General features: G+C 72.5%; 24 protein-coding genes and 2 pseudogenes. 17 read left to right on the top strand and 9 right to left on the bottom strand.

Features of this window, described 5'->3' with window-relative positions:
- Positions 1 to 8: 8 nt before the first annotated feature.
- The gene (purB, locus tag B1205_RS06100) at positions 9 to 1433 is read left to right on the top strand and encodes an adenylosuccinate lyase (RefSeq protein ID WP_089154704.1); all 1425 of its coding nucleotides are present in this window, start codon (positions 9 to 11) and stop codon (positions 1431 to 1433) included.
- Here purB and B1205_RS06095 read toward each other — a convergent pair.
- Both B1205_RS06095 and B1205_RS06090 read right to left on the bottom strand, forming a co-directional pair.
- The gene (locus B1205_RS06095; RefSeq protein ID WP_176308475.1) at positions 1430 to 2005 is read right to left on the bottom strand and encodes a YbjQ family protein; all 576 of its coding nucleotides are present in this window, start codon (positions 2003 to 2005) and stop codon (positions 1430 to 1432) included. The genes purB and B1205_RS06095 overlap by 4 nt on opposite strands.
- Before the next feature lie 12 nt (positions 2006 to 2017).
- Positions 2018 to 2701 carry a S1 family peptidase gene (locus tag B1205_RS06090; RefSeq protein WP_089154703.1) on the bottom strand — a complete coding sequence of 228 codons (684 nt, stop codon included), beginning with the start codon at positions 2699 to 2701 and terminating at the stop codon, positions 2018 to 2020.
- 349 nt (positions 2702 to 3050) lie between these two features.
- On the opposite strand from B1205_RS06090, the gene purS reads away from it, so the two are divergent.
- The 4 genes and pseudogenes from purS (at position 3051) to B1205_RS06070 (ending at position 7456) form a co-directional block, all read left to right on the top strand.
- Positions 3051 to 3314 (top strand): phosphoribosylformylglycinamidine synthase subunit PurS, encoded by a 264-nt coding sequence (gene purS / locus B1205_RS06085; RefSeq protein ID WP_089154702.1) that lies wholly within the window; start codon positions 3051 to 3053, stop codon positions 3312 to 3314.
- Positions 3311 to 3972: pseudogene (purQ, locus tag B1205_RS06080) on the top strand (phosphoribosylformylglycinamidine synthase subunit PurQ). Before purS ends, purQ begins: the two are co-directional and overlap by 4 nt.
- Positions 3973 to 4036: 64 nt before the next feature.
- A pseudogene (gene purL / locus B1205_RS06075) lies at positions 4037 to 6696 on the top strand (phosphoribosylformylglycinamidine synthase subunit PurL).
- 10 nt (positions 6697 to 6706) lie between these two features.
- On the top strand, positions 6707 to 7456 hold the full coding sequence (locus B1205_RS06070) for a 2-phosphosulfolactate phosphatase (protein WP_089154952.1): 750 nt from the start codon (positions 6707 to 6709) through the stop codon (positions 7454 to 7456).
- 133 nt (positions 7457 to 7589) lie between these two features.
- On the opposite strand, the gene B1205_RS06065 is transcribed toward B1205_RS06070, so the two are convergent.
- Positions 7590 to 9875: a carboxypeptidase-like regulatory domain-containing protein gene (locus B1205_RS06065; RefSeq protein WP_089154951.1), complete on the bottom strand. Its 2286-nt coding sequence runs from the start codon at positions 9873 to 9875 to the stop codon at positions 7590 to 7592.
- Positions 9876 to 10065: 190 nt separating this feature from the next.
- On the opposite strand from B1205_RS06065, the gene B1205_RS06060 reads away from it, so the two are divergent.
- The 5 genes from B1205_RS06060 to amcA all read left to right on the top strand — a co-directional run bounded on the left by B1205_RS06060 (position 10066) and on the right by amcA (position 14689).
- The gene (locus B1205_RS06060) at positions 10066 to 10389 is read left to right on the top strand and encodes a sterol carrier family protein (protein WP_089154701.1); all 324 of its coding nucleotides are present in this window, start codon (positions 10066 to 10068) and stop codon (positions 10387 to 10389) included.
- A 166-nt stretch (positions 10390 to 10555) separates the two neighbouring features.
- Complete coding sequence (gene purF, locus B1205_RS06055; protein WP_089154700.1) at positions 10556 to 12073, top strand: amidophosphoribosyltransferase; 1518 nt, start codon at positions 10556 to 10558, stop codon at positions 12071 to 12073.
- A gap of 56 nt (positions 12074 to 12129) precedes the next feature.
- A complete protein-coding gene (purM, locus tag B1205_RS06050; protein ID WP_089154699.1) occupies positions 12130 to 13275 on the top strand; it encodes a phosphoribosylformylglycinamidine cyclo-ligase in 1146 nt (381 codons plus the stop codon).
- Between the two features lie 129 nt (positions 13276 to 13404).
- The gene (gene amcB / locus B1205_RS06045; RefSeq protein ID WP_303395017.1) at positions 13405 to 14496 is read left to right on the top strand and encodes a cyclophane-forming radical SAM peptide maturase AmcB; all 1092 of its coding nucleotides are present in this window, start codon (positions 13405 to 13407) and stop codon (positions 14494 to 14496) included.
- Positions 14477 to 14689, top strand: coding sequence for a multiple cyclophane-containing RiPP AmcA (gene amcA, locus B1205_RS06040; protein ID WP_089154697.1), 213 nt, complete (start codon positions 14477 to 14479; stop codon positions 14687 to 14689). The genes amcB and amcA overlap by 20 nt, the downstream gene beginning before the upstream one ends.
- A 150-nt stretch (positions 14690 to 14839) precedes the next feature.
- Here the strand turns inward: amcA and B1205_RS06035 are convergent, their stop codons facing one another.
- Together B1205_RS06035 and B1205_RS06030 are read right to left on the bottom strand one after the other, a co-directional pair.
- Positions 14840 to 15055, bottom strand: a complete 216-nt coding sequence (locus tag B1205_RS06035; protein WP_073826739.1) for a DUF3073 domain-containing protein — start codon at positions 15053 to 15055, stop codon at positions 14840 to 14842.
- Positions 15056 to 15324: 269 nt separating this feature from the next.
- Positions 15325 to 16407 carry a Glu/Leu/Phe/Val family dehydrogenase gene (locus B1205_RS06030; RefSeq protein ID WP_089154696.1) on the bottom strand — a complete coding sequence of 361 codons (1083 nt, stop codon included), beginning with the start codon at positions 16405 to 16407 and terminating at the stop codon, positions 15325 to 15327.
- 173 nt (positions 16408 to 16580) lie between these two features.
- Here B1205_RS06030 and B1205_RS06025 point away from each other — a divergent pair, with 173 nt between their 5' ends.
- The gene (locus B1205_RS06025) at positions 16581 to 17420 is read left to right on the top strand and encodes a hypothetical protein (RefSeq protein WP_089154695.1); all 840 of its coding nucleotides are present in this window, start codon (positions 16581 to 16583) and stop codon (positions 17418 to 17420) included.
- Between the two features lie 256 nt (positions 17421 to 17676).
- On the top strand, positions 17677 to 17886 hold the full coding sequence (locus B1205_RS06020) for a BldC family transcriptional regulator (RefSeq protein WP_007073996.1): 210 nt from the start codon (positions 17677 to 17679) through the stop codon (positions 17884 to 17886).
- Positions 17887 to 17904: 18 nt separating this feature from the next.
- On the opposite strand, the gene B1205_RS06015 is transcribed toward B1205_RS06020, so the two are convergent.
- Positions 17905 to 18357 carry a PPOX class F420-dependent oxidoreductase gene (locus B1205_RS06015; RefSeq protein WP_254909746.1) on the bottom strand — a complete coding sequence of 151 codons (453 nt, stop codon included), beginning with the start codon at positions 18355 to 18357 and terminating at the stop codon, positions 17905 to 17907.
- Between the two features lie 53 nt (positions 18358 to 18410).
- On the opposite strand from B1205_RS06015, the gene B1205_RS06010 reads away from it, so the two are divergent.
- The gene (locus B1205_RS06010; RefSeq protein WP_089154694.1) at positions 18411 to 19190 is read left to right on the top strand and encodes a class I SAM-dependent methyltransferase; all 780 of its coding nucleotides are present in this window, start codon (positions 18411 to 18413) and stop codon (positions 19188 to 19190) included.
- Positions 19191 to 19225: 35 nt separating this feature from the next.
- On the opposite strand, the gene B1205_RS06005 is transcribed toward B1205_RS06010, so the two are convergent.
- Positions 19226 to 19513 carry a hypothetical protein gene (locus B1205_RS06005; RefSeq protein WP_089154693.1) on the bottom strand — a complete coding sequence of 96 codons (288 nt, stop codon included), beginning with the start codon at positions 19511 to 19513 and terminating at the stop codon, positions 19226 to 19228.
- A 161-nt stretch (positions 19514 to 19674) separates the two neighbouring features.
- Here B1205_RS06005 and B1205_RS06000 point away from each other — a divergent pair, with 161 nt between their 5' ends.
- Together B1205_RS06000 and B1205_RS05995 are read left to right on the top strand one after the other, a co-directional pair.
- Positions 19675 to 20535 (top strand): 3-hydroxyacyl-CoA dehydrogenase family protein, encoded by an 861-nt coding sequence (locus B1205_RS06000; RefSeq protein ID WP_089154692.1) that lies wholly within the window; start codon positions 19675 to 19677, stop codon positions 20533 to 20535.
- Between the two features lie 52 nt (positions 20536 to 20587).
- Positions 20588 to 21331 carry an enoyl-CoA hydratase/isomerase family protein gene (locus tag B1205_RS05995; RefSeq protein WP_089154691.1) on the top strand — a complete coding sequence of 248 codons (744 nt, stop codon included), beginning with the start codon at positions 20588 to 20590 and terminating at the stop codon, positions 21329 to 21331.
- 42 nt (positions 21332 to 21373) lie between these two features.
- Here the strand turns inward: B1205_RS05995 and B1205_RS05990 are convergent, their stop codons facing one another.
- Positions 21374 to 22714 (bottom strand): ABC transporter substrate-binding protein, encoded by a 1341-nt coding sequence (locus B1205_RS05990; RefSeq protein WP_089154690.1) that lies wholly within the window; start codon positions 22712 to 22714, stop codon positions 21374 to 21376.
- 167 nt (positions 22715 to 22881) lie between these two features.
- On the opposite strand from B1205_RS05990, the gene B1205_RS05985 reads away from it, so the two are divergent.
- The gene (locus B1205_RS05985; protein ID WP_089154689.1) at positions 22882 to 23271 is read left to right on the top strand and encodes a hypothetical protein; all 390 of its coding nucleotides are present in this window, start codon (positions 22882 to 22884) and stop codon (positions 23269 to 23271) included.
- Between the two features lie 28 nt (positions 23272 to 23299).
- Positions 23300 to 24004, top strand: a complete 705-nt coding sequence (locus tag B1205_RS05980; protein ID WP_089154688.1) for a DUF2786 domain-containing protein — start codon at positions 23300 to 23302, stop codon at positions 24002 to 24004.
- 1 nt (position 24005) lies between these two features.
- On the opposite strand, the gene B1205_RS05975 is transcribed toward B1205_RS05980, so the two are convergent.
- Positions 24006 to 24521 (bottom strand): SRPBCC family protein, encoded by a 516-nt coding sequence (locus tag B1205_RS05975; RefSeq protein ID WP_176308438.1) that lies wholly within the window; start codon positions 24519 to 24521, stop codon positions 24006 to 24008.
- Positions 24522 to 24533 lie beyond the last annotated feature (12 nt).

The raw sequence follows: 24533 nt of genomic DNA, 5'->3' as shown, positions 1-24533 counted from the left end.
TGAGGTACGTGACGACGATCCCGAACGTGCTCGCCAACCGGTACGCCTCACCCGAGCTGGTGGCCCTCTGGTCGCCGGAGGAGAAGGTCCGGATGGAGCGCCGGCTCTGGCTGGCCGTGCTCCGGGCCCAGCAGGACCTCGGCGTGCCGGTGCCGGACGGGGTGGTCGAGGCGTACGAGCGGGTGGTCGACGACGTCGACCTGGCCTCGATCGCGGCGCGTGAGCGGGTCACCCGCCACGACGTGAAGGCCCGGATCGAGGAGTTCAGCGCGCTCGCCGGGCACGAGCACGTGCACAAGGGGATGACCTCCCGCGACCTCACCGAGAACGTCGAGCAGCTCCAGGTCCGGGCGTCGCTGGAGCTGATCCGGGACCGGGTGGTCGCCACGCTGGCCCGGCTGGCGTGGCACGCGGGCGAGTATTCCGGCGTGGTGATGACCGGCCGGTCGCACAACGTCGCCGCGCAGGCCACCACGCTGGGCAAGCGTTTCGCGTCGGCGGCCGAGGAACTGCTGATCGCATACGAGCGGTTGGCGGACCTGATCGACCGCTACCCGCTGCGGGGGATCAAGGGGCCGGTGGGCACCGCCGCCGACCAGCTCGACCTCTTCGACGGCGACGCCGGTAAGGTCGCCGAGCTGGAGCGCCGGGTGGCCGGGCACCTGGGGTTCGCCCGGGTGTTGGACAGCGTCGGCCAGGTCTATCCGCGTTCGCTGGACTTCGACGTGCTCGCCGCGCTGGCCCAGGTGGCCGCCGCGCCGTCGTCGCTGGCCACCACGATCCGGCTGATGGTGGGCCAGGAGCTGGTCACCGAGGGCTTCAAGCCGGGCCAGGTCGGTTCCAGCGCGATGCCGCACAAGATGAACACCCGTTCGTCGGAGCGGGTGAACGGTTTCGCGGTGATCATCCGGGGTTACCTGTCGATGGTCGGCGAGCTGGCCGGCGACCAGTGGAACGAGGGGGACGTGTCCTGCTCGGTGGTGCGCCGGGTGGCGCTGCCGGACGCGTTCTTCGCCGCCGACGGCCTGTTCCAGACGTTCCTCACGGTGTTGGACGAGTTCGGCCCGTACCCGGCGGTGATCAACCGGGAGCTGGAGCGTTTCCTGCCGTTCCTGGCCACCACGAAGATCCTGGTCGCCGCCGTGCGCCGGGGTGTCGGCCGGGAGGTCGCGCACGAGGTGATCAAGGAGCACGCGGTCGCCGTGGCGCTCGCCATGCGGGAGAAGGGCGCGCCCGAGAACGACCTGTTCGACCGCCTCGCCACGGACGGCCGGCTGGGCCTGACCCGAGCCGAGATCGACGCCCTGGTCGCCGATCGCACCACCTTCGCCGGCGCCGCCGAGGACCAGGTCGCCCGCGTGACCGCCCGCATCACGAAGATCGTCGAGGCCCACCCGGAGGCCGCCACCTACTCCCCGCCCCCCATCCTCTAACCGCCGGTGGGGGTTTCCGCCGCGGTGCCGAGGGTCGGGGCGCTGGGGGCCTCGGCCAGCTTGCCGGGGGCGGAGGCGATCTCCGGGTCGTGGGCGGTCTCGGCCGCGACCATCGGCTGGTCCGACGGCATGACGTCGGGCACCTTCGGTACGACGATCACCGCCGTGCCGTACGCGCAGATCTCCATCCACATCTCACCGCAGTCGCGGCTGTCGAAGCGCATCCCGATGACCGCGTTGGCGCCGAGCCGCTGCGCCTCCTCGCCCAGCCGGGCCACCGAGTCGGTACGCCACCGGGTCAGGTTGTCCGGCGCCATCGGGTCGTACGCGCCACCGCGCAGGTTCTTGACCCCCTCGCGGTACGGATTGCGGGTCCTCGCCATCGAGGAGACCACCTCGCCGAGGATCTGGCGGATCTCGTAGCCGGGCAGTTGATCCGTCGTCACGACCAGCACGGTTCCGATGCTGTCAGCCCTCGGCCGACGGGTTCGCGAGCCCTGTTCAGGTGAGCGGATGCTGCAAAACGGCGCGGCGCGGACGGTCGGGCGTCTCCCGACACATCCGCGCCGTATCGGCGTCAACGGTCAGACACCGGCCACCGAGGTGATCCAGGACCGGTTGTACGCGACACTCCCGTAGTTCTGGATGCTCACGCCGTCGGCGGTGGAGGCCACGCCGACCTGCTGGCCGTTGTAGAACTGCGGTCCACCCGAGTCGCCCCGCCACGCGTTGCCGTTGATCCGGGTGCTCCGGATCGCCTGGCCGCCGTACGCGTCGGTCACGCTGGTGCTGGTCACCTGGACGTTGGCGGTCTTGAGCTGGGGCGACGCGCCGCAACCGCTGTTGCAGGTCATGCCCCAGCCGTAGATCGAGTTGGTGGAGCCGACGGGCGGGTTGCTGCTGGCCAGCGTGACGGCCGAGGTGCTGACCGTGCTGGAGAGCCGGAGCAGGGCCAGGTCGCTGCGGGTGTACGAGGCGCTGACAGTGCGAGTCACCCCACCCGAGGCGTAGTAGACGCTGCCGACCCGGACCGACATGGTGCCGCTGACGCAGTGTCGGGCGGTGAGCACCCACTGGGACGCGATCACGCTGCCGGAGCAGGTGAACGAGCCGTTGCTGAAGACGGCCGCGGCCCACGGGGCGGACGAGACGGTGCTCCCGCCGATGATCGGCTGGGGGCCGGCCGGCGCGGCGGCGGCGCCGGACGCGGTGGCCAGCACGCCGGCCAGGGCGGTCGTCAGTACGGCGAGCAGGGGACGTAGGCGCATGGCGGGGCTCCTTCGGAAGGGTGGGCCCGGTTGTGTCGGGCCGGACCGACGCCGATCATGAGTATCGACATCTGACGATGGATGCTAACGGCGTGCGCCGACCTGTCACAAGGCTGGGATCGACATTCGACGATACCTTCGCCACCCTTGAGCAAGATCCAGAGCAACGAATCCGTCTCGACGCCGCAACGAACGGGCAACGGTCTCCGACCTGTGCCGCCGGTCCCGCCGACTGCTGCCCGAACTGTCCCCGGCCGGTGCGGGCGGGGCGGTATCTGCCAGGTAGGCTGGCTGCGCTCGCCCGTTTGTGGGCCGGCACCCAACTGCGTACACAGTCAGGAGTGCCCAGGTGCCTCGCGTCGTAGTCGACGTCATGCTCAAGCCCGAGATCCTCGATCCGCAGGGCCAGGCCGTCGCGAACGCGCTGCCCCGGCTCGGCGTCAGCGACGTCGCCTCGGTCCGGATCGGCAGGCGGATCGAGATCGAGTTCACCGGCGAACCAGACCTGGACCGGGCCCGCGAGATCGCCGACAAGCTGCTCGCCAACCCGGTCATCGAGGACTTCACCGTCCACCTGGTCGACGCCGACGAGACCGCGGGCGCGCACTCGTGACCGCCCGGGTCGGTGTGGTGACCTTCCCCGGCTCGCTCNCGTCCGGATCGCCGGCGCCGAGCCGGTCCGGCTCTGGCACGGCGACCCGGACCTGCACGGGGTGGACGCCGTCGTCCTGCCCGGTGGCTTCTCCTACGGCGACTACCTGCGCTGCGGAGCCATCGCCCGGTTCGCCCCGGTGATGGAGACGGTGGTCGAGGCCGCCCGCGGTGGCATGCCGGTGCTGGGCATCTGCAACGGCTTCCAGATCCTCTGCGAGGCGCACCTGTTGCCCGGGGCGCTCACCCGCAACCAGCACCTGCACTTCCGCAACCGGGACCAGGTCCTCCGGATCGAGACCACCGGCACCGCCTGGACCAACACGTTCCAGTCGGGCCAGGAGGTGCTCGTCCCGGTCAAGAACGGCGAGGGCTGCTACGTCGCCGACGCCGCGACGCTCGACCGGTTGGAGGCCGAGGGTCGCGTCGTGGCCCGGTACGTCGGCGGCAACCCCAACGGATCGCAGCGCGACATCGCCGCGATCACCAACGAGGCCGGCAACGTCGTCGGCATCATGCCGCACCCCGAGCACGCGGTGGAGGCGCTCACCGGCCCCTCCCTGGACGGCCTCGGCTTCTTCACCTCGGTGCTCAAGCACCTGGTGGGAGCCCCGGCGTGATGATGGCCGGCACCATCGGTCGGCTCACCCGCCGTCGCGGCGGCGAGCGCAACAAGGAGACGTCATGACCACCCATCCGGATCCGACCGTGCGGGAACCGCAGGGCGCGGTGACGCAGGCCGGCCCGACCGACGACTGGGCGCCGGGCGTGGACACCGTGCAGCGGGCCGGCGGCACGCCGGAGGAACTCCAGCCGTACGCCGAGCTGGGTCTGCGCGACGACGAGTACGACCGGATCCGGCACATCCTCGGCCGGCGGCCCACCCAGGCCGAGCTGGCCATGTACTCGATCATGTGGAGCGAGCACTGCTCCTACAAGTCGAGCAAGGTGCACCTGCGCCAGTTCGGCGAGAAGGCGCCGCCGAGCGACCGGCTGCTCGCCGGCATCGGCGAGAACGCCGGCNCCCGAGCTTCGTCGAGCCGTACCAGGGCGCGGCGACCGGCGTCGGCGGCATCGTCCGCGACATCCTCGCGATGGGCGCCCGTCCGGTGGCCGTGATGGACCCGCTGCGCTTCGGCGCGGCCGACCACCCGGACACCGCCCGGGTGCTGCCCGGCGTGGTGGCTGGCGTCGGCGGCTACGGCAACTGCCTCGGCCTGCCCAACATCGGCGGTGAGGTGGTCTTCGACCCCTGCTACCAGGGCAACCCGCTGGTCAACGCGCTCTGCCTGGGCGTGCTGCCGGTCGACCGGCTGCAGAAGAAGGAGGCCGCCGGCCCCGGCAACGTCGTGGTGCTGATGGGCGCGCGTACCGGCCGGGACGGCATCGGCGGCGTGTCGGTGCTGGCCAGCGCCACCTTCGACGAGGGCAGCGAGCAGCGTCGCCCGTCGGTGCAGGTCGGCGACCCGTTCATGGAGAAGCTCCTGATCGAGGCATGCCTGGAGCTGTACGACGCCGAGCTGGTCGTCGGCATCCAGGACCTCGGCGGCGCGGGCCTGACCTGCGCGCTCACCGAGACCGCCGCCTCCGCCGGCACCGGCATGCGGGTCTGGCTGGAGCGCGTCCCGCTGCGCGAGGCGTCGATGGAGCCGCACGAGATCCTGGCCAGCGAGTCCCAGGAGCGGATGCTGCTGGTCGTCGCGCCGGACAAGCTGGAGGCGGTGCTCAAGACCGCCGAGAAGTGGGGCGTCTGGGCCACCGCGATCGGCGAGGTCACCGCGCCGTCGCCGGACGGCCAGCCGGGCCGGCTGGTGATCACCTGGCGGGACCAGCTCGTGGTGGACGTACCGCCGGGCTCACTGGTGGACGACGGCCCGGTCTACGCCCGCCCGATGCGCGAGCCGGCCGACCTGATCCTGCTCCAGGCCGACCGGGCCGAGACGCTGCCCCGGCCGAGCACCCCGGAGGCGCTGCGGGAGACCGTGCTGCGCATGATCGCGTCGCCGAACCTGGCCGACAAGACCTGGGTCACCGAGCAGTACGACCGGTACGTGCTGGGCAACACCGTGCTCGCCCAGCCGGAGGACTCCGGCGTGATCCGGATCGACGAGCGGAGCGGCCTGGGCGTCGCTCTTTCGCTCGACGGCAACGGCCGGTACGCGCGCCTCGACCCCTACCAGGGGACGAAGCTGGCGCTCGCCGAGGCGTACCGGAACGTGGCGGTGACCGGCGCGAAGCCGATCGCGGTGACCAACTGCCTGAACTTCGGCTCCCCGGAGGACCCGGCCGTGATGTGGCAGTTCGCCGAGGCCGTCCGCGGCCTGGCGGACGGCTGCCTGGAGCTGGGCATCCCGGTCACCGGCGGCAACGTCAGCTTCTACAACCAGACCGGCGCCGCGGCCATCCACCCGACCCCGGTGGTCGGCGTGCTGGGCGTGCTCGACGACGTCGCCGAGCGGGTGCCGATGGGTTTCGTGCCGCGGCCGGCCGGCGACCACGACCAGCTCTTCCTGCTGGGCGAGACGCACGTCGAGCTGTCCGGCTCGGAGTGGGCCTGGGTGACCCACGAGCACCTGGGCGGCATCCCGCCGCAGGTCGACCTGGCCCGTGAGCGGCAGCTCGCCGAGCTGCTGGCCGAGGCGGCCCGGGTCGGGCACCTCAGCTCGGCGCACGACCTCTCCGACGGCGGCCTGGCGCAGGGCCTGGTCGAGTCCAGCCTGCGGCGGGGCGTCGGCGCCCGGGTCGCGCTGCCGGAGCACTTCGCCGGCGGTTCGATGCCGTTCGTGTTCCTGTTCAGCGAGTCCGCCGGGCGGGTGCTGGTGTCGGTGCCGCGCGGGCACGAGAAGGCGTTCACCGCCCTCTGCGCCGAGCGCTCGGTGCCGTGGGAGTTCATCGGCGTCACCGACCCGGCCGGCGACGCGCTGGAGGTGCACGGCCAGTTCCGGATCGGCCTCGACGAGCTGCGGGCGGCGCACGGCGCCACTCTGCCGCGCCTCTTCGGCGGTGCCGAGGCGCCGCAGGTGGAGGTGGCGGCGACCCGTACCGGCACCACCACGGTGCTGCCGGCCACCGCCGAGCGACCGGTCGGAGTGGACCCGGCCCAGGTCGCCGCGGAGCCGATCGCGGAGGCAGCGCCGGACGTCGCGCCGGAAGCGGGCCGATCCGCGCCGGCAGAGGCCCAGGCGACCCCCGCGGGGCAGCCGGAGGCGACCTCCGCGGGGCAGCCGGAGACCGAGGACGCGCCCGCCGGGGAGACCCGGGCGGCGCGGGAGCCGGACGACACGTCGGGCGACTCCACTTCGCCGACGACCGGCCCGGCGGCGGGCGGGCCGGATCAACGCTGAGGCCCTGGCCCTGGCCGTACCCGCCCAGCCCGGTGCCGGTGCCCGTTTCGACTGGGGACTGACCGGGGCGGCGGAACTCGGCCGGGTCTGCGCCGCCCTGGTGGTGGTGGACGTGCTGTCGTTCACCACCGCCGTGGAGGTGGCGGTGAGCCGCGGAATGCGGGTGCACCCGTTCCCGTGGGGTGAGCAGGCGGCCGCGTACGCCCGCCGGGTGGGCGCGGTCGCCGCGGTGGGCCGCCGGAGGACGACGCCGGAGCATCCGTGGTCGCTCTCCCCGGCGGCGCTGCGGACCGCGCCGGTCGTCGCCGACCTGGTGCTGCCGTCGCCCAACGGCTCGGCGATCAGCGCCGCGGCCAGCGCCACCGGCGTGCCGGTGGTGGCGGCGTGCCTGCGCAACGCAGGCGCCGTCGGGCGGTGGGTCCGCGAGCAGGGGTACGGCACGAACGACGCCCCGGTGGGTGTGGTGGCCGCCGGCGAGCGCTGGCCCGACGGATCATTGCGCCCCTGCGTGGAGGACCAACTCGGCGCGGCGTGCGTGCTGGACGCCCTGGCCGGGGTGCCCGGTGGGCTGTCGGTGGAGGCGGCGATGGCGCTGGCCGCGCTGGCCAGCACGCCGGACGTGCCGGCGGCGGTGCGCGGCTGCGTCTCCGGCCGGGAACTCGCCGAGAGCGGCTTCGCCGAGGACGTCGTGGTCGCCACCGAGGTCGGCGTCTCCGACGTGGTGCCGGTGCTCCGCCGGGGCTGTTTCGCCCCGGCCTGACTCCAGGTACGGGCGGCGTAGCCAGTTCGGTGAAGTAGCGGCATCGTCCCGTCGGGAAGGCACCACTTCGGCTAACTGGTGTGGCCGCCCGGCAGGAGCCGGGCGGCCACGAAGAGCAGTTCAGGTGTACGGGTCAGTCGTCCAGCCAGTCGAGGCGCCGTCCGCCCCGCTCGGACGGACCGTCCGACCGACTCCGGCCGGCCTGGGCCGGGTCGTTCGAATAGCCGCCCTGGTTGTCGTAATCGCTTCCGCGCTGCTGCGGCGGCTCCTGGCCGTAGCCCCCCTGCTGGCCGTAACCGCCCTGCGGCTCCTGGCCGTAGCCGTCGCCGTAACCGCCGCGCTGGTCGTAGCCGCCCTGCTGCCGGCCGCTGTCGTAGCCGCCGGGCCCGTTGCCGTAGCCGCCGCCCTGGTTGGCGTCGTAGCCGCCCTGTTGCCGGCCGTCGTAGCCGCCGGTCGGGCCGGCGTCGTAGCTTCCGGTCGAGCCGGCGTCGTAGCCGCCGGTCCGGTTGGCGTCGTAGCCTCCGGTCGGGTTGGCGTCGTAACCGCCGGTCGCCGCGTCGCCGTAACCGCCCTGCTGCCGGCCACCGCCGGTGGTGTCGTAGCCACCCGCCGCCGGGGCGTTGCCGTAGCCGGTGCCCGGTCGGCCGTCGCCATAGCCGGCCGGGTCGCCGTAGCCGCCGGTCGGGGCGTTGCCGTAGCCCTCGGCCGGGTTGGCGTCGTAGCCGCCGGTCGGCGCGTCGCCGTAACCGGTCTGCTGCCGGCCACCGTCGTAGCCGCCGGTGTTGTCGTAACCGGCGGATGCGGCGCCGTAGCCGCCGGCGTTGCCGTAGCCGGCGCCCTGCTCCGCGCCACGGCCGTACTGACCGGGGCTGGGCTGGTCGTAGCCGCCCGCCTGCTCCGGCTGGTAGGTGCTGGTCGGGTACGGGTCGGCGGCCGGAGCGTACTGCGTGCTGTCCCCGGTGTAGCGGCCGGTGGGCTCGTCGAAGCGCTCGGTGCCGTAACCGCCGCCCTGGGGCGGGTAGCCGCCCGCCCCGGCACCGGCGGCGTAGTCCGGGCTGCCGTAGCCGGCCCCGGAGGACGGGCCGTTGCCGTAGCCGCCGCCCGAGGAGGGTGCGTTGCCGTAGCCGCCGGCAGCGCCGTAACCGCCCTGACCGGGCGCGTCGTCGCCGTAGCCGTAGCCGGCCTGCCCTGCCCCGCCGCCGTACGCGGGACCGGGCGGTGCGGCGTACGGGTCCGGCGGGACGTCGTCCACGACCGGTCGTTGCAGCATGGTCGGAGCGTCGCTGATCGAGGCGCCGCCGACCATCGTGGGGGCGGGCCCGGCACCCATGCCGTTGACCACCCGGGTCTGGTCGTCCGCACCCCGGTAGGCGCCCCGGGCGGCGGGAACCGCTCCCGCGGCTGCCCCGGCCGGGCCACCCCCATCGAGCGGGCCGCCCGCGCCGTCACCGTCGCCGCCCTCGTTCCGGCGGCGCAGGTAGAGCAGCACGATGGTGCCCACACCGACGGCGACGAACAGGCCGCCGAGCAGGATCAGCAGCCAGGAGCCGAAGCCGCCGGAATCCTCGTTCGCGGCCGGCTGCGCAGCGGCGGGCGTGTCGGAGGCAGGGGTGTCGGTCGCGGCCTCATCCTCGGTCGGCTCCTCGCTCGGCGGGGCCGACTCGCTGGCCGACGGGGTCGCGCTCGGGCTGGCCGACGCCTTGACCGCGATGCTGAGCCGAACTCCGGTCACGGACTGACCGGCGTTGGCGTTGATCGACCTGGCGGTCGGGCTCGCGCCTTCCGCGGAGGCGCCCAGGTCGATCCGCCCCGGCGCGATCGGGTTGTCGGCCGAGCCGCCGAAGCTGAAGTTGCCGCTGCCGTTGGTGGTCGCGCGGCGTTCCTTGCCGCTGCTGTCCCGGAGCATGACGAGCGCGCCGGAGATCGGCTCACCCTCGGAGCTGACCACCTTGCCGGAGACGGTCTTGACGGTCTCCGGCTGCTGCGGCGCGGCCGGCCCGTTGACGGTCATGTCGCGGGCGTCCCCGCCCTGGTCGCCGCCGGTCCGAGCGTTGACCCGGACCTGCCCCGACTTGGTGGCGCCCGGCGCGAGGTTGTCGGCGGCGAGGGTGACGTTGAACGTCGCGCTCTGGCCGGCCTCGATGGCCTGGGCGGGCACCCGGCATCCGCCCTGGCACCTCAGGCCGCTGAAGGTGTCCACGGTGATGCTGAAGACGCTCGACGAGTCGTTGTTGTTCTTCACCGTGAAGGTCATGCCGGTCTGCTGACCGCTCGACAGGGAGTCGGTCGACAGGCTGGTGATCTGCACGTCGGGATTCGCCGCGAGGGCGGGTGTGGCGGGGACGGTGAGCAGGGCGCCGAAGACCAGCGCTACGACCACACCGGCCCGATGCTTCCAGGCACGTCGGTGTGTGGACACGTCCACCGCCTTCCGGGTCTGATCGCCCCGCCGGCCGGTCCGGCCGGGTTGATCACTCACGGTACGAATTACGCCGTCGGCAACTATGCCTTGTCCGACCGGATCATCTCTACCCAGGGCCGGCGTATGGCGGCCTTCTGTCGGGTCGTATCGTCCCGTCGTGTCCTCTCCGCACGCATATTCCGACACGGTGCTCGCCGCCCTGGCGGCCCTGGACGAGGGGCGTACGCCCGAACGGCCGGTGCTCCGGGAGGCGGTCCGGACGCTCTTGGCCGCCCTCGCGGAGCGCGCCCCCGGCCGATCGGTGGAGGTGCGCGTTCCACCTTACGGCGCGGTGCAGTGCGTGGTCGGGCCACGACACACCCGCGGCACCCCGCCGAACGTGGTGGAGATGGATCCGCCGACGTGGCTCGCGGTCGCCGCCGGCCGCCTCGGCTGGGCGCAGGCGGTCACCGAGGGTCGCGTACGCGTCTCCGGGAACCGGGCCGACCTTTCCGCGTACCTCCCGATTTAGACGGCCGTGGCGGTCGCGCTGGATGACGCTCGGCGGACGCTTCGTGACTGTCGGTGCCGACGCCTGTTCGCGTACACTGGGTCCCGACGACGGTCCCGGCCCACGGTGCGGAGCGACCCCCACTCCGCCAGGCCAGTCCACACCCCCCACCACGAGGGAGCGGCAGGTGCCCCGAGGCGATGGCCGGCTGAGCCACGACCTTGACCCCCAACGACCCGGCCCCCAGGACGCGTGCGGCGTCTTCGGTGTCTGGGCGCCCGGGGAAGAGGTCGCCAACCTCACCTACTTCGGGCTCTACGCCCTCCAGCACCGGGGTCAGGAGGCTGCGGGCATCGCGGTCAGCGACGGCTCCGGTGTGGTGGTCTACAAGGACCTCGGCCTGGTCGCCCAGGTGTTCGACGAGCCGACCCTGGCGAGCCTGCGCGGGCACGTCGCGATCGGGCACGCGCGCTACTCGACCACCGGCGGTTCGACCTGGGAGAACGCCCAGCCGACGATCCGGGCGACCAGCGCCGGCACCACGATCGCGCTGGCGCACAACGGCAACCTGGTCAACACCGCCGACCTTCAGCGCGAGGTGTCCGCCCGGGGCCTGGACTCGGACGGGTCGAGCAACGACACCTCGCTGGTCACCATGCTGCTGGCCAGCCGACCCGACCTCTCGGTCGAGGCCGCCGCGCTGGAGGTGCTGCCGCAGCTGCGCGGCGCGTTCAGCTTCGTCTTCATGGACGAGTCGACGCTCTACGCGGCCCGCGACCCGCACGGCGTCCGCCCGCTGGTCCTCGGCCGGTTGGAGCGCGGCTGGGTGGTGGCGAGCGAGACCGCCGCGCTGGACATCGTCGGCGCGAGCGTGGTCCGCGAGGTGGAGCCGGGTGAGCTGATCGCCATCGACGAGGACGGGCTGCGGTCCAGCCGGTTCGCCGCCCCGGAGCCCAAGGGCTGCCTCTTCGAATACGTCTACATCGCCCGGCCGGACGCCACCATCGCCGGCCGCAACGTGCACGCCGCGCGGGTGCAGATCGGCCGCCAGCTCGCCAAGGAGCACCCGGTCGAGGCCGACCTGGTGATCCCGGTGCCGGAGTCCGGCACTCCGGCCGCGATCGGCTACGCCGAGGAGTCCGGCATCACCTACGGCCAGGGCCTGATGAAGAACCCGTACGTCGGGCGCACCTTCATCCAGCCCTCGCAGACCCTGCGCGCGCTCGGTGTCCGGCTCAAGCTGAACCCGCTGCGGCAGAACGTCCGCGGCAAGCGCCTGGTGGTGGTGGACGACTCGATCGTCCGGGGCACCACCCAGCGCGCCATCGTCCGGCTGCTGCGCGAGGCGGGTGCGCTGGAGGTCCACGTCCGGATCTCCTCGCCGCCGGTGAGCTGGCCCTGTTTCTACGGCATCGACTTCGCCACCCGGGCCGAACTGCTCGCCAACGGGCTGGACAACGAGGGCATCCGGCGGTCGATCGGCGCCGACTCGCTGGGCTACGTCTCGCTGCCCGGTCTCATCGCCGCGACCGAGCAGCCGAAGACCCGACTCTGCCGGGCGTGTTTCGATGGGGAGTACCCAATCGAACTACCGGCCGGAAACCTGATCGGCAAGCACGTGCTCGAAGGAGTGGGCCGTCGGGTCGCCGCCGAGGCGATCGAGCCCACCAATCCACTCGTCGCCACACCGACCCACCACCCGTAGCACCGCCGACGCGGGTCCGGTGCTCCGGCCCCGCGGGAACCACAAAGGGGAGAACCGTGACGCACGTGTCCGAGCGCAGCGGCGCAGGATCCAGCACCGGCGGCGAGCGCCAGCCCTGGACGGCGGGGTCCGGCCGGTCGCCGCGCAAACGCACGGTCTCGTACGCCGACGCCGGGGTGTCGATCGAGGCGGGCGACCGCGCGGTCGAGCTGCTCAAGTCCAAGGTCAAGGAGACCCGGCGCCCCGAGGTGCTGGGCGACCTGGGCGGCTTCGCCGGCCTGTTCCGGCTGGACACGAAGAAGTACAGGAGCCCGATCCTGGCGTCCTCCACCGACGGGGTGGGCACCAAACTGGTGATCGCCCAGCAGCTCGACATCCACGACACGGTCGGCATCGACCTGGTCGCCATGGTCGTCGACGACCTGGTCGCCTGTGGCGCCGAGCCGCTGTTCCTGCTCGACTACATCGCCACCGGTGAGGTCGTGCCGGACAAGGTCGCCGAGATCGGCGCGGGCATCGCCGACGGTTGCCGCTACGCCGGTTGCGCGTTGCTCGGCGGGGAGACCGCCGAGCACCCCGGCGTGCTGCGCCCGGACGAGTACGACATCTCGGCCACCGGCGTCGGCGTGGTGGAGGAGAGCGAGATCCTCCGCCCGGAGCGCGTCGAGGTGGGCGACGTGGTGATCGCGATGCGCTCCTCGGGTCTGCACTCCAACGGCTACTCCCTGGTCCGGCACGTGCTGCTGGGAGCCGGCCGGATGCGGCTGGACGTGGTGATCGAGGACTTCGGCCGTCAGCGCACGCTGGGCGAGGAGCTGCTCACCCCGACCAAGATCTACGCGAAGGACTGCCTCAAGCTGATCGCCGAGGCCGAGGTGCGGGCGTTGGCCCACGTCACCGGTGGCGGCATCCCGGGCAACCTGGTGCGGGTGCTGCCCGAGCACGTCGACGCGGTCGTCGACCGCTCCACCTGGAAGCCGCAGCCGATCTTCGACCTGATCCAGACCAAGGGTCGGATCGAGGACCCGGAGATGGAGTCGACGTTCAACATGGGCGTCGGCATGTTCGCGATCGTCTCCGCGGAGGACGCCGACCGGGCGCTCGCCACCCTGACCGGTCGCGGCGTCGACGCCTGGCAGGCCGGCGAGATCATCGAGGGTTCGGGCAACGTGCGGATGGTCGGCCAGCACACCCGCGGATGATGATCACGCTGCGCTGATCGGCCAAGCACCTGATCGGGGGTTCACCCGAGCGGCCGCCGCCGCCTAGCCTGAAGGTTCGGTTCTCGGGCCGGCGGGGGAGGGTCGATGGCTTTTCGTACGTACGAGGGGATGCGGGGCATCGCCACCGTTCCCTCGTACGTGGTGATGCAGCCGACCACCCTGTGCAACCTCGACTGCGCCTACTGTTATCTCCCGTTCCGCGCGGCGGACCGTCGGATGACGGTGGCGGTCGCCGAGGCGGTGGCGGAGGCGGTGAACCCCTGGGCCACCCAGGGCCGGTGCTCGGTGGTCTGGCACGGCGGGGAGCCGCTCGCGGCCGGCCGGGAGCACCTGGCGTCCCTGCTGGCGCCGTTCGGGCCGGAGGTCGAGCACCACGTCCAGACCAACGCCACGTTGATCGATGATGCCTGGTGCGCGTTCTTCGCCGAGCATCGGGTCCGGGTCAGCGTCAGCGTGGACGGCCCGCGGGCGCGCAACGCCGAGCGGGTCACCCGGGGCGGCCGGCCGGCGTACGACCGGATCGTGGCCGGGGTGGCGGCGCTGCGTCGGCACGGCTTGCCGTTCTCGGCCCTGGCGGTGGTCTCCCGGCCGGAGCCGGGGCTGGCGACGGAGCTGTACGACTACTTCCTCGGCCTGGGGTGCGACGTGCTGGGCGTCAACATCGAGGAGACCGAGGGCGTGAACACGCGCACCAACGCCCGGGACGCGGGCGCGGTCACCGGCTTCTGGGCCGAGTTGGTCGCCGCCTGGCGCCGGGATCCCCGGATCCACCTGCGTGAGGTGGAGTGGTCGTTGCGGTATGCCGGCGCGGTCCTGGCCGGCTCGGCGGACGACGTGCTGCCCCGCCGGCTCGACCCGATCCCGACGGTCGGCCACGACGGCTCGGTGGTGCTGCTCTCACCCGAGCTGGCCGGCTTCACCGACCCCCGGTACGGCGACTTCGGCAGCGGGAACGTGCTGACCACCCCGCTGGACAAGATCCTCGCCGACGCGGGGCGGACGCCCTGGGTGGGTGAGTTCCTGGCCGGCGTGGAGGCATGTCGGGCGTCCTGCGCGTACTTCGGTTTCTGCGGCGGGGGTCACGCCGCCAACCGCTACTTCGAGCAGGGGCGGTTCGACGGTACGGAGACCGAGCACTGCCGCAACAGCAAGATCCGCCTACTGGAGGGAGTGTTGGAGCATGCCCGAGATCATCGGTGAGACGGACCGGGACGCGGTCGCCGACCGGGTGCGGGACGCCGCGGCGGGGCTGACCGCACTGCTGCGGGAGGCCGAGGCGGCGCGTCTGCTGCGGGCGGAGGCGCCGGGCGGCGACGGCGGTGACGCCGTGTGCGCGTGGAACCACTTCGAGAACATCCCGACGTTCTACAACTGGAACAACCGGCCGCGCTGAGGTGGCGGTTCCGCGATCAAGGACCTGCCGGCGCGGCCGGATGAAGGCATCCCGGTGCGGCAGGTCCCTGATCGTCGGTCGTACGTCAGCTCCCGCAGAGCACATGCGTGAGCACGCGGGGCGTACCGCGTGCTCAGATGTGACCGGAGGTCAGCGGGTCGGGCGGACCCAGGTGTCCGGGTCGTCGTCCGCGTGGTCCTCGTCATCGTCGTCGACATACTCTTTGTAGTCGTCGTCGAAGTTGTGCTCAGACTTACCACTACCCGCCAGTTCTCGCTGCAAGGCGGTTAGGTCGGTGTTCGGGGAGTGGTACTTCAACTCCCGGGCCACCTTCGTCTGCTTGGCCTTAGCACGGCCGCGCCCCATGGCTCGACCCCCTCGCACAGAATGCGGGGCAGCCCGAAGGCGGGCCCCGATGACGTCAGGCATCTCTCGTGGCTCTTACGGTACATGGGGATGCCACCGTTCGGCACCTCGGGTCACCGTCGACCGGGCCTGCGCGTCGCAGTGTTCCGGCCGTCACAAATTGTATTCGGTAAGGGGTGGTTGCCGGGGTTGGCCGTGACGGCGGACGAACCGCCACGAACCGTCCCAAGACTCAGCTTAACTCCGCCCGCCCGCCGTCGGACCGTGTCTCAGCGCAGGTGGATCGCGCGCAGCCGGCCGACGTCGGCCATCCGCCGCTCGGCGAGCCGGTCCGCGGCGACCGCCGGCGGGACGCCCTCGTCGTCGGCGAGCCGCAGGATCTCCCGGGTGGTGTCGAAGATCCGGGTCGCGCGCAGCTTGGCCCGCTCGAAGTTGAAGCCCTCGATCTCGTCGGCCACCTGGATCACGCCACCGGCGTTCACCACGTAGTCCGGGGCGTACAGGATGCCCCGGTCGGCGAGGACCTTCTCGATGCCCGGGTGGGCGAGCTGGTTGTTCGCCGCGCCCGCGACCACCCTGGCCCGCAGCACCGCCACGGTCTCGTCGTTCAGCGCGCCGCCCAGCGCGCACGGGGCGTACACGTCGATGTCGGACGCGACCAGCGCCGCGGTGTCGTCGACCAGGGTGACCTGCGGGTGGGTGGTGCGCACCCACTCGCGGGCGCGGGGGGCGACGTCGGTCGCCACGACCTCGGCCCCGTCGTCGAGCAGGTGTGCGGTGAGGTACTTGCCGACCTTGCCCAGGCCGGCCACGCCGACCCGCCGGCCGGCCAGCGTCGGGCTGCCCCAGACGTGCTCGGCGGCGGCCCGCATGCCCTGGAAGACGCCCCAGGCGGTGAGGACGGAGGAGTCGCCGGCGCCGCCGTGCTCCACGCTGCGGCCGGTCACGAAGCGGGTCTCCCGGGCGATCACGTCCATGTCGGCGACGTAGGTGCCGACGTCGCAGGCGGTGTAGTAGCGGCCGTTCAGGGACTCCACGAAACGGCCGTACGCGCGCAGCAGAGCCTCGCTCTTGAGCTGGTCCGGGTCACCCCAGATGACCGCCTTGCCGCCGCCGAGGTCCAGGCCCGCCAGGGCGTTCTTGTACGCCATGCCCCGCGACAGGTCGAGCACGTCGGCGAGGGCGTCGGCCTCGTCGGCGTACGGGTAGAACCGGGTGCCGCCGAGCGCGGGGCCCAGCGCGGTGGAGTAGATCCCGATGATCGCCTTCAGGCCGGACTGTTTGTCCTGGCAGAACACGACCTGCTCGTGACCGGTGGAAACCGGGTCGTCGGTGCTGGCGAATACGCCCATGGCTGACTCCTGTCGGTGTGCGCCCTTGTGGGGTGCGGAACCTGGTGGCACGGCCGGCGGGGTGGTGCCGGTGAGGTTGAGCCTAATATCGGCCGGAACCGTACTGTCGCGCACGTCACGCCGCCGGTGTGACGGCGGCGACGGGCGGTCCCGTCTCGTGGGAGGATCGCGCCGTGCCGTCGCTCTTCGCTTCATACCTGCGCGTCTACGAGCCGTTGACCGCCTTCGACCGGGACCGGCAGTCGTACTGGCGTCGGTACGTCAGCGAGGGCCGGGCGGTCGCCCCGCTGGAGGGCCCGGTCCGACAACGGACGTCGGTGATCGAGGCGTTGGGCGCGGGCTGGACCCGCCTACCCGACCTGCCCGACGAGGCGTACGTCCTGGAGTCCGACGACGCGCTGCTGGTCTGCCCGTGGAACCTGCGCATCCGGGTGGCCGAGGCGGCGCTCAGCGCCCGGGACGGCGTGCCCTCGGTGCTCGCCGACGCCTTCGTGCCGCCGATTCTCGCCGGTCAGGCCAAGGCCGCGGTGGAAGACTGGCGCAGCGGGGCGCGGGTGCTGGAGCACGGGGTGCCCCGGGTGCACGAGCAGGTCGCGACCTGGGGGGTGCCGCTGCGCTGGTTCGTGCTGTTCGAGACCGGGGAGCGGCACCTGGTCACCGAGCCGGGGCGGCGGGCGCTGCGCTACCGCACCGAGATCTCGAAGGCCCGCCGCCGGTCGTCCCGGGCGCTGTCGGTGCTGCGCAAGTCGGTCGGGGAGGCGCCGATCACCGAGGCGGTCGAGGAGGCCGCACGCTGGCTGGAGGAGTTCCACCCGCGGTCGGTGGTGGAGCTGGACTACGGCGGCCTGGTGCAGCTCCTACCGGACGAGACGCTGACGGCCGACGACTCGACCGAGCTGGTCGCGGCGGGCCTGGCCGCGTTGGCCCGGGGCGAGGCCGAGGAGGCGTCGGCGACGTACGACAAGCTGGTGGCCCGCTGGCGCGCGGTGCAGCTCCTGGAGCGGTGCAACTGACGCCCGGTTTGCCCCTCTTCGGGCCCGGCGATACGAGGCTGTCTCGTAATTGACGCATCACGAACCGTGATCATGAGTCCGAATAAGGTAGTTTCTGAGGTGTAAAAGTCGTAAAAATCGGGCATGGTTCATCCGTCCGTCTAGGGACCTTCAGCCGTTCGGCCCATGTCGGACATCGGGGACTAGCCGGACCATGGGAGACGCGTCGGCCGGCGGGACCCCGGCCGATGTCTATACATGTGGAGGAGTGACCCCGATGGCATCGCGAACGCACGAACCTGAGCCGCTACTCACACCGGCCGAGGTGGCGTCGATGTTCCGTGTCGACCCAAAGACGGTGACCCGGTGGGCCAAGGCTGGCAAGCTCAGCGCCATCCGGACCCTGGGCGGCCACCGCCGTTACCGCGAGTCGGAGGTGCGGGCCCTGTTGCAGGGGCAGATCCCCCAGCAGCGGCAGGGAGACTGACCACCCGGACGTACTCTCTCACGCATTCCGATCAGGGGCGGTCGAGCGTCGCGACGGCGACGATCCACCGCCCCTGATCGTGTCCGGGTCCACCGGGCCCAACACGATCCGCAGCCCCACCGTGCCCCGCTCCCCCCGACGCAGCCGACTGCCCAGCAGGGTCATCCGGCCGATCAACCGGTACTTCTGCTTGAGCAGGCCCCGGACCCGGTTGGTCCGCTCCGGATCGTCGATGGTCGCGTACCCCGGCACCGCCTCGCCGTGCGGCCGGCCGCGCACGTCGCACGGCGCCACCGTGACCCGGCCGTCGCGGCGGATCCGCTTCACCTTGCCGGAGTCGGCCACCGTCCACACCGCCAGCGCGTCGCCGTCGCGCACCGCCCACACCGGCGTCGGCACCGCACGGCCGTCCTTGCGGAACGTGGTGAGCAGGACGTACTTCTCCGCAGCCAGGCGGTCCAGGTCGGTCACAGCGCCCAGGATACGGCCGCGACAGCGCCGCCGAGCCCGGATAGCGTGCTCCCATGACCGGGGAACCCGAGATCGGCGACGTGTTCGGCGAGATGATCCGCGACGCGTACGCGGTCGCCACCGGCATCGGGCCCCGGCCGATGGCCGGCGGCCGGCTGCCCCGCCCGGTCATCGAGATCATCGAGCGGGACGACGGGCTCATCAACGGCGCACCCGCCGGGCACTACCTGGACCCGCCCGAGCACTGGCAGCCGCACGACCACCGGGCGGTCGACCGGGTGCACGGGCACGTGCTCGACGTCGGCGTGGGCGCCGGCCGGATCGCGCTGCACCTCCAGGCGCGTCAGGTGCCGGTGACCGGGCTGGACACCTCGCTCGGCGCGCTGCGGGTCAGCCGCCACCGGGGCGTCCGCGAACTGGTGCACGGCACCGTCGACGCGCACGTCGCCGACGGCCGGCAGTACGACACGTTCCTGCTGCTCGGCAACAACCTGGGCCTGTTCGAGGGGCGGGACCGGGCCCCGACGATGCTGGCCGCGCTCGCGGCACTGGCCCGACCCGGGGCGACCGTGATCGCGCACGGCACCGACCCGTACGGCACCACCGACCCGGTGCACACCGGCTACCACGAGCGGAACCGGCGGCGGGGCCGGCTGGGCGGGCAACTGCGGTTGCGGCTGCGCTACCGGCTGCTCGGCACCGGGTGGTTCGACTACCTGGTGTGTTCGCCCGAGGAGTTCGCTGAACTGGTCCACGGTTCCCCGTGGCGACTGGCCGACGTGGACACCGCCGACCACCCCTACTATCTCGCCACGCTTACGCTGAAGCGTTAGGAAGGGCACCTTTTACAAGGTGCCCTTCCCTGCGCTCAGACCTGGATGGTGGGGGTCGTCTCCTGGGGCGGAAGGCCACCGTCGCCGTCGACCACCTCGTCCGGGGTCCCGTCCTCGTCGATGTCGACCATGGTGATGTCCACCTTGCCGTCGCCGTCGGTGTCGAACTGGAACAGGTCGGCCTTACCGTCGCCGTCGGTGTCCACCACCCAGACGTCGGTCTTGCCGTCGTTGTTGGTGTCCGCGCGAAGCAGGTCCACCCGCTCGTCGCCGCGCGTCTCGACCGTCTCGGTGCTCTGCGCGCTCTCCGGTGCCTGGCTCATCTCGATCCTTCCTTCGGCGTTGACGGCGGTCTTTACCCCGTCCGCGCGGCCCCCACGCATGCCCGGCGGGCCGACCGTGCATAGGGTCGCATCCAGGAACGAGCGGCCGGGCCCGGCGCGGCGGACACCCCGCGCGCCACCGCCGCGGCGAGGGGACACGGATGAGTGGTCGTTTTGTGGTCGTCGGGGCCGGCACCATGGGCCTCGGCATCGCGTACGTGGCAGCCGGCGCCGGCTACGCGGTCGAGCTGGTCGAGGTGGATCCGCAGCGGGGGGCCGACGCCGTCCGGCGGCTCGGCGAGCTGTGGGACCGCGGCGTCCAGCGGGGCAAGCTGACCGCGGAGGCGGCAGCCGCCAATCGGGTACGGGTGACGCTGCGCGCCGGCCTCGCCGAGGTGGCCGAGGGGCCGGACGTGATCGTGGAGGCGGTGCCCGAGCGGCTCGACCTGAAGCGCGACGTGCTCCGGGCCGCCGAGGGCCGCCGGCCGGCGCTGCTGGGCAGCAACACCTCCAGCATCCCGATCACCGAGCTGGCCGCCGGGCTGGACCGCCCGGCGGACTTCCTCGGCCTGCACTTCTTCAACCCGGTCTGGGCGATGGCGCTGCTGGAGGTCGTGGTCGGCCCGGCCACCGCGCCGCAGACCACCGAGGCGGCCGTCGCGCTGGCCGCCCGGCTGGGCAAGGACCCCGTCGTGGTACGCGACATGCCCGGCTTCGCCACCTCCCGGCTCGGCGTCACGCTCGGCCTGGAGGCGATCCGGATGGTGGCCGACGGGGTGGCCAGCCCGGCCGACATCGACAAGGCGATGGTGCTCGGCTACCGGCACCCGGTGGGCCCGCTGGAGCTGACCGACCTGGTCGGTCTGGACGTCCGGCTCGACATCGCACGCACGCTCCAGGCCGCGTACGGGGACCGCTTCGCGCCGCCGCCGTTGCTCGTCGAGATGGTGGCCGACGGCAGGCTGGGCAAGAAGTCCGGCCAGGGCTTCTACACCTGGGAAGACGAGGGACTGGCACGGTGAGCGCGAGGAGTGAGCTTGCGAGCCCCGCAGTCGCGAACGGAAGGCAGGCACAGTGAGCGGACTACGGATCGAGGAGCTGCCGGACCGGCTCGTGGTCATGCTGGACCGGCCGGAGAAACGCAACGCGATCGACGCCGACCTGGTGGCCGAGCTGCACGCCGTCTGCGCCGAGTTGGAGGCCCGACCCCGGCTGATGCTGCTCACCGGCTCGACGGCGGGCATCTTCGCCGGGGGCGCCGACATCGCGCAACTCCGCGAGCGCGGCCGGCTGGACGCGTTGGCCGCCATCAACCAGGGCGTCTTCGCCCGGATCCGGGCGCTGCCGATGCCCACCGTGGCGGCGGTCGACGGCCCGGCGCTGGGCGGTGGCGCCGAGCTGGCGTACTCCTGCGATCTTCGGGTGTGCACGGGCCGTGCCGTCTTCGGTCAGCCCGAGGTGCGGCTGGGCATCCTGGCCGGTGCTGGAGCGACCTACCGGCTGCCGGCGCTGATCGGCGAGGCACGGGCCAAGGAACTGCTCTTCACCGGTCGGCGGGTGGACGCCGACGAGGCGCTGCGGATCGGCCTGGTGAACCGGGTGGTGGCCGAGCCGGCGGAGCTGCTGCCCACCGCGCACGGACTGCTCGACGAGATGGCCAAGGGCTCCGCGCTGGCCCTGCGCCTGACCAAGCTGGCGGTGGACGCGCCGGCGGCCGCGCACCCGCAGCTCGACCTGCTGAGTCAGGCGGTGCTCTTCGAGGACGAGGAGAAGCAACGGCGGATGACCGAGTTCCTGGAGCGTCGCCGGCCACGGTGAGCGAGGGGTCGCGCCGCGCGGTGCGACCCCTCGCCGTACGGTTCAGTTGCGAATCTGGACCCCGGCGTCGGCCAACGCGGTGATCGCCGCGGCCGACTCACCGAAGCCGATCACCAGCACCGCCTCCGGCCCGAAATCCTTGATCTCCCGGGCCATGCCGGTGAAGTCGACCGGCGTCTTCGGGTCGGCCGGCGGCGCGTAGGTCAGCAGCTTGAGCCGGTCCGCCCCGATCCCGGCCTGCTCCAGCTCCGCCCGGACGTTCTCCTGGAGACCTTCGCCGTAGGAGTCCTTACGGGCCAGGAGCACGATCTTGCGAGGGCCGTCCCGCAGCATCACGTCGGCCAGCGCCCGACCCTGGAGGGTGTCCGGCGGGGCGGTGCGGAAGTAGAGCCCCTTGTCGTCCACGGCGCTCAGCCCCGCGTCGGTGTTCGACGGGGAGAAGAGGATCCGTCCGGCGGCCACCACGTCCGGCAGCACCGCCCGGGAGATGCCGGACGCGCCGGCGCCGATGATGACCGGGATGCCCCGGCCCACATGCGCGGCCACCGTCGCCTTGGCCGTGACCGGGTTCGTGCCGTCGTCGCCCGGCACGAACTCCACCGGCTCGCCGAGCACCCCACCGGCCGCGTTGACCTCGGTCACCGCGAGCGTGACAGCGGCGGCCATCGGCGGGTACGCCAGCGCCAGGTCACCGGTCTTCGGCAGCAGCCCGCCGAGGACCAACGGCGCGTCCTTCGCCTTCCCGGCGCGGGGCTTGCGCCCACGCGGCGGGGTCTTCGTGCTCGCGCCGGTCTCGTCGCCGGCCCCGACGAACTCCGTCTTCGTGTCGTCGAGCTGCTGGTTGTCGAAGTGCAGGGTGCCGTAGCTGGCGGTGGCCGGCTCGCCGGTGTCGGTGAACCCGCCCCGGGTGAGCGACACGCCCCGGTACTCCAGGTCCTGCCCGGCGCGGGCGAGCTGGAGGCAGGCCGCCACCTCGTCGCAGAGCTGGCCCCCGGTGGTCACCCCGACGATCTGCTTGGCGATCTCGCTCGGCGCGGTGGTCCCGGCGAGTTGGGTGGCCAGGGCGCTGATCACCACGGCGTCGTACGACTCGGCGGAGTAGAGGAAGTCGGTCAACTTCGGATCTACGTTGCGTAGCCGTTCCTTGAAACTCTCCGGCAGCGGCGTGAGAGGGGTGGTGCCCTTCATGCCGTTGAGGAGATTCGCGCGGTCCTTGAACTCCGCAGCGAAGGAATTCTGCATGTTGCCGTCGGTGCCGTAGAGGCGGACCTGGGTGGTGGCCGCCTCCTTCGGCTCGTCGCTCCCGCAGGCGCTGGTGGCGAGCAGGAGCGCCGCCGCGCAGGCCGTGGACAGGGCCGCGCGCGACGTGCGATTTCCAAGCATGGTCGTCCTTCCTCCGGCGAAGGTCCGCTGCGCACATTAGCGTGCTCGTGCGGCTGACGGGACTGTGGATCGGTGCTCCGTCGGTGCCCCGACTGCGGCTATAACCCTCCGTGATCGGTTTGCTGATTCTGCGTCACCGCTTGACCCTCGGCGTTACTGTTCCGCAGGTGACCGACGACGCACAGCAGACGTTGGACGACGCGACCGCCGTGCTCCGTTCGGCACTGGCCGGCGACGGCGCGGGGGTGGTCGGCGCCTTCGACGCCGTGGTGGACCGCTCCGGTCTGGCCGGGGCGTACGGGGTGGCCTGGTGCCTGGCCGCCACCATGCTGGGTGACGACGCCCCGGCCGGCGCCGCCGCGCTCGACTTCCCGGACATCGACGAGGCCGACTACGACACGCGCTGGGTGGCCCGGTTCGTCAGCGCGTACGCCAACGACGACGCCGACACCGGCGAGGCGCTGTTCGGTGCGGCGGCGGCCGACGGGCTGCTGCCCGACTGCCTGCTCACGCTGGCCGGCTCGACCATCGCCACGCTGCGCAGCCGGGAGGACTGACCGCGCCCGCCTGTGATACCTCTGACTGATGTCCGAGGCGATGCTCAGCAAGGTGCGCAAGCTGCTCGCCCAGGCCGAGGACCCGGCCTGCACCCCCGCCGAGTCGGCCGCCTTCATGACCAAGGCCACCGAGCTGATCGCCCGGTACGGCGTCGACCGCGCGCTGCTCGCCGCCCGCGAGCCGGCCGTCGACCCGGTCGGCGACCGGGTGGTCGAGGTGGTCGCCCCGTACGCCCGGGACAAGGCCGGCCTGCTCGCCGCCGTCGCCGACCCGCTGCGCTGCCGCTGCGTACGCCGCCGGGAGGGCAGCGGGTTCGCGATGCACCTGTTCGGCTTCGCCAGCGACCTGGAACGGGTCGAGCTGCTCTTCACCTCGCTGCTGGTGCAGGCGGCACACGGGCTGGCCGGGGCGGTCGTGCCGGGTGGGGAGCACCCGGCGGCGTTCCGGCGTACCTGGCTGGCCGGGTTCGCGCAGGTGATCGGCGAGCGGCTGCGTGCGGCCGAGGCCGGTGCGGTCGCCGAGGCCGGTGCGCCCTCCGTCGCGCTGGTGCTCGCCGACCGTTCCGACCGCGTCGAGCGCCGACTCGCCGAGGCGTACCCGCGACTGCGCACCGCCCCGCGACGCCGGCTCGCCGGTGGTGGCTTCGGCTCGGGCGCCGCCGCCGGCCGCCGGGCCGACCTGGGCGGCACCGGACTGACCGGTACGGGCGTGAGCCGGAGCATCCCCGGCTGAGTCAGGCGTCGGTGCGGGCTACCGTCGCCAGGTATCGGCAGAGAAGCTCGTGCCAGCCGGCGGTGAGCGCCTCGCGGTAGCCCTCGGCGGCCGTGCCGTGCCGGTCGAAGTAGCGGTGCTCGACGTCCACCCGGGTCGACACGGCACCCTCCGGGTGGAAGAGCACCTCCACCTCGCTGGCCCGGGCCGGGTCCGGCACCGGCACCCGGTCCGGCCCGATCTGCCAGGTGAAGACCAACCGCCGGGGCGGATCCCAGGTCAGGACGCGGCCCCAGTCGCTGCGGAAGCCGTAGGGGCCGATCTCGTAGAGCATGCCCCCGGCCTTCGGCTCGATGCCGATCCCGGCCAGCGCCTGCGGACCGGACCAGGTGTATTCGCGTACCCACCAGTCGGCGAGCGCGCCGGTGAAGACGGCGTACGCCCGCTCACCGGACGCCGGGACGATGAGGCTGCTGCGGAGGGAGAAGCGGTCGGAATCCTGCCGGACCTCATCCGGATCGGCCATCTCCTGTCCCATAAGCCCGGACCA

The sequence above is a fragment of the Micromonospora sp. NBS 11-29 genome (assembly GCF_002140155.1).
Lineage (GTDB): Bacteria > Actinomycetota > Actinomycetes > Mycobacteriales > Micromonosporaceae > Micromonospora.
Note: the sequence above shows the minus strand (reverse complement) of the source record. Positions and strands in the feature narration are given on the sequence as shown.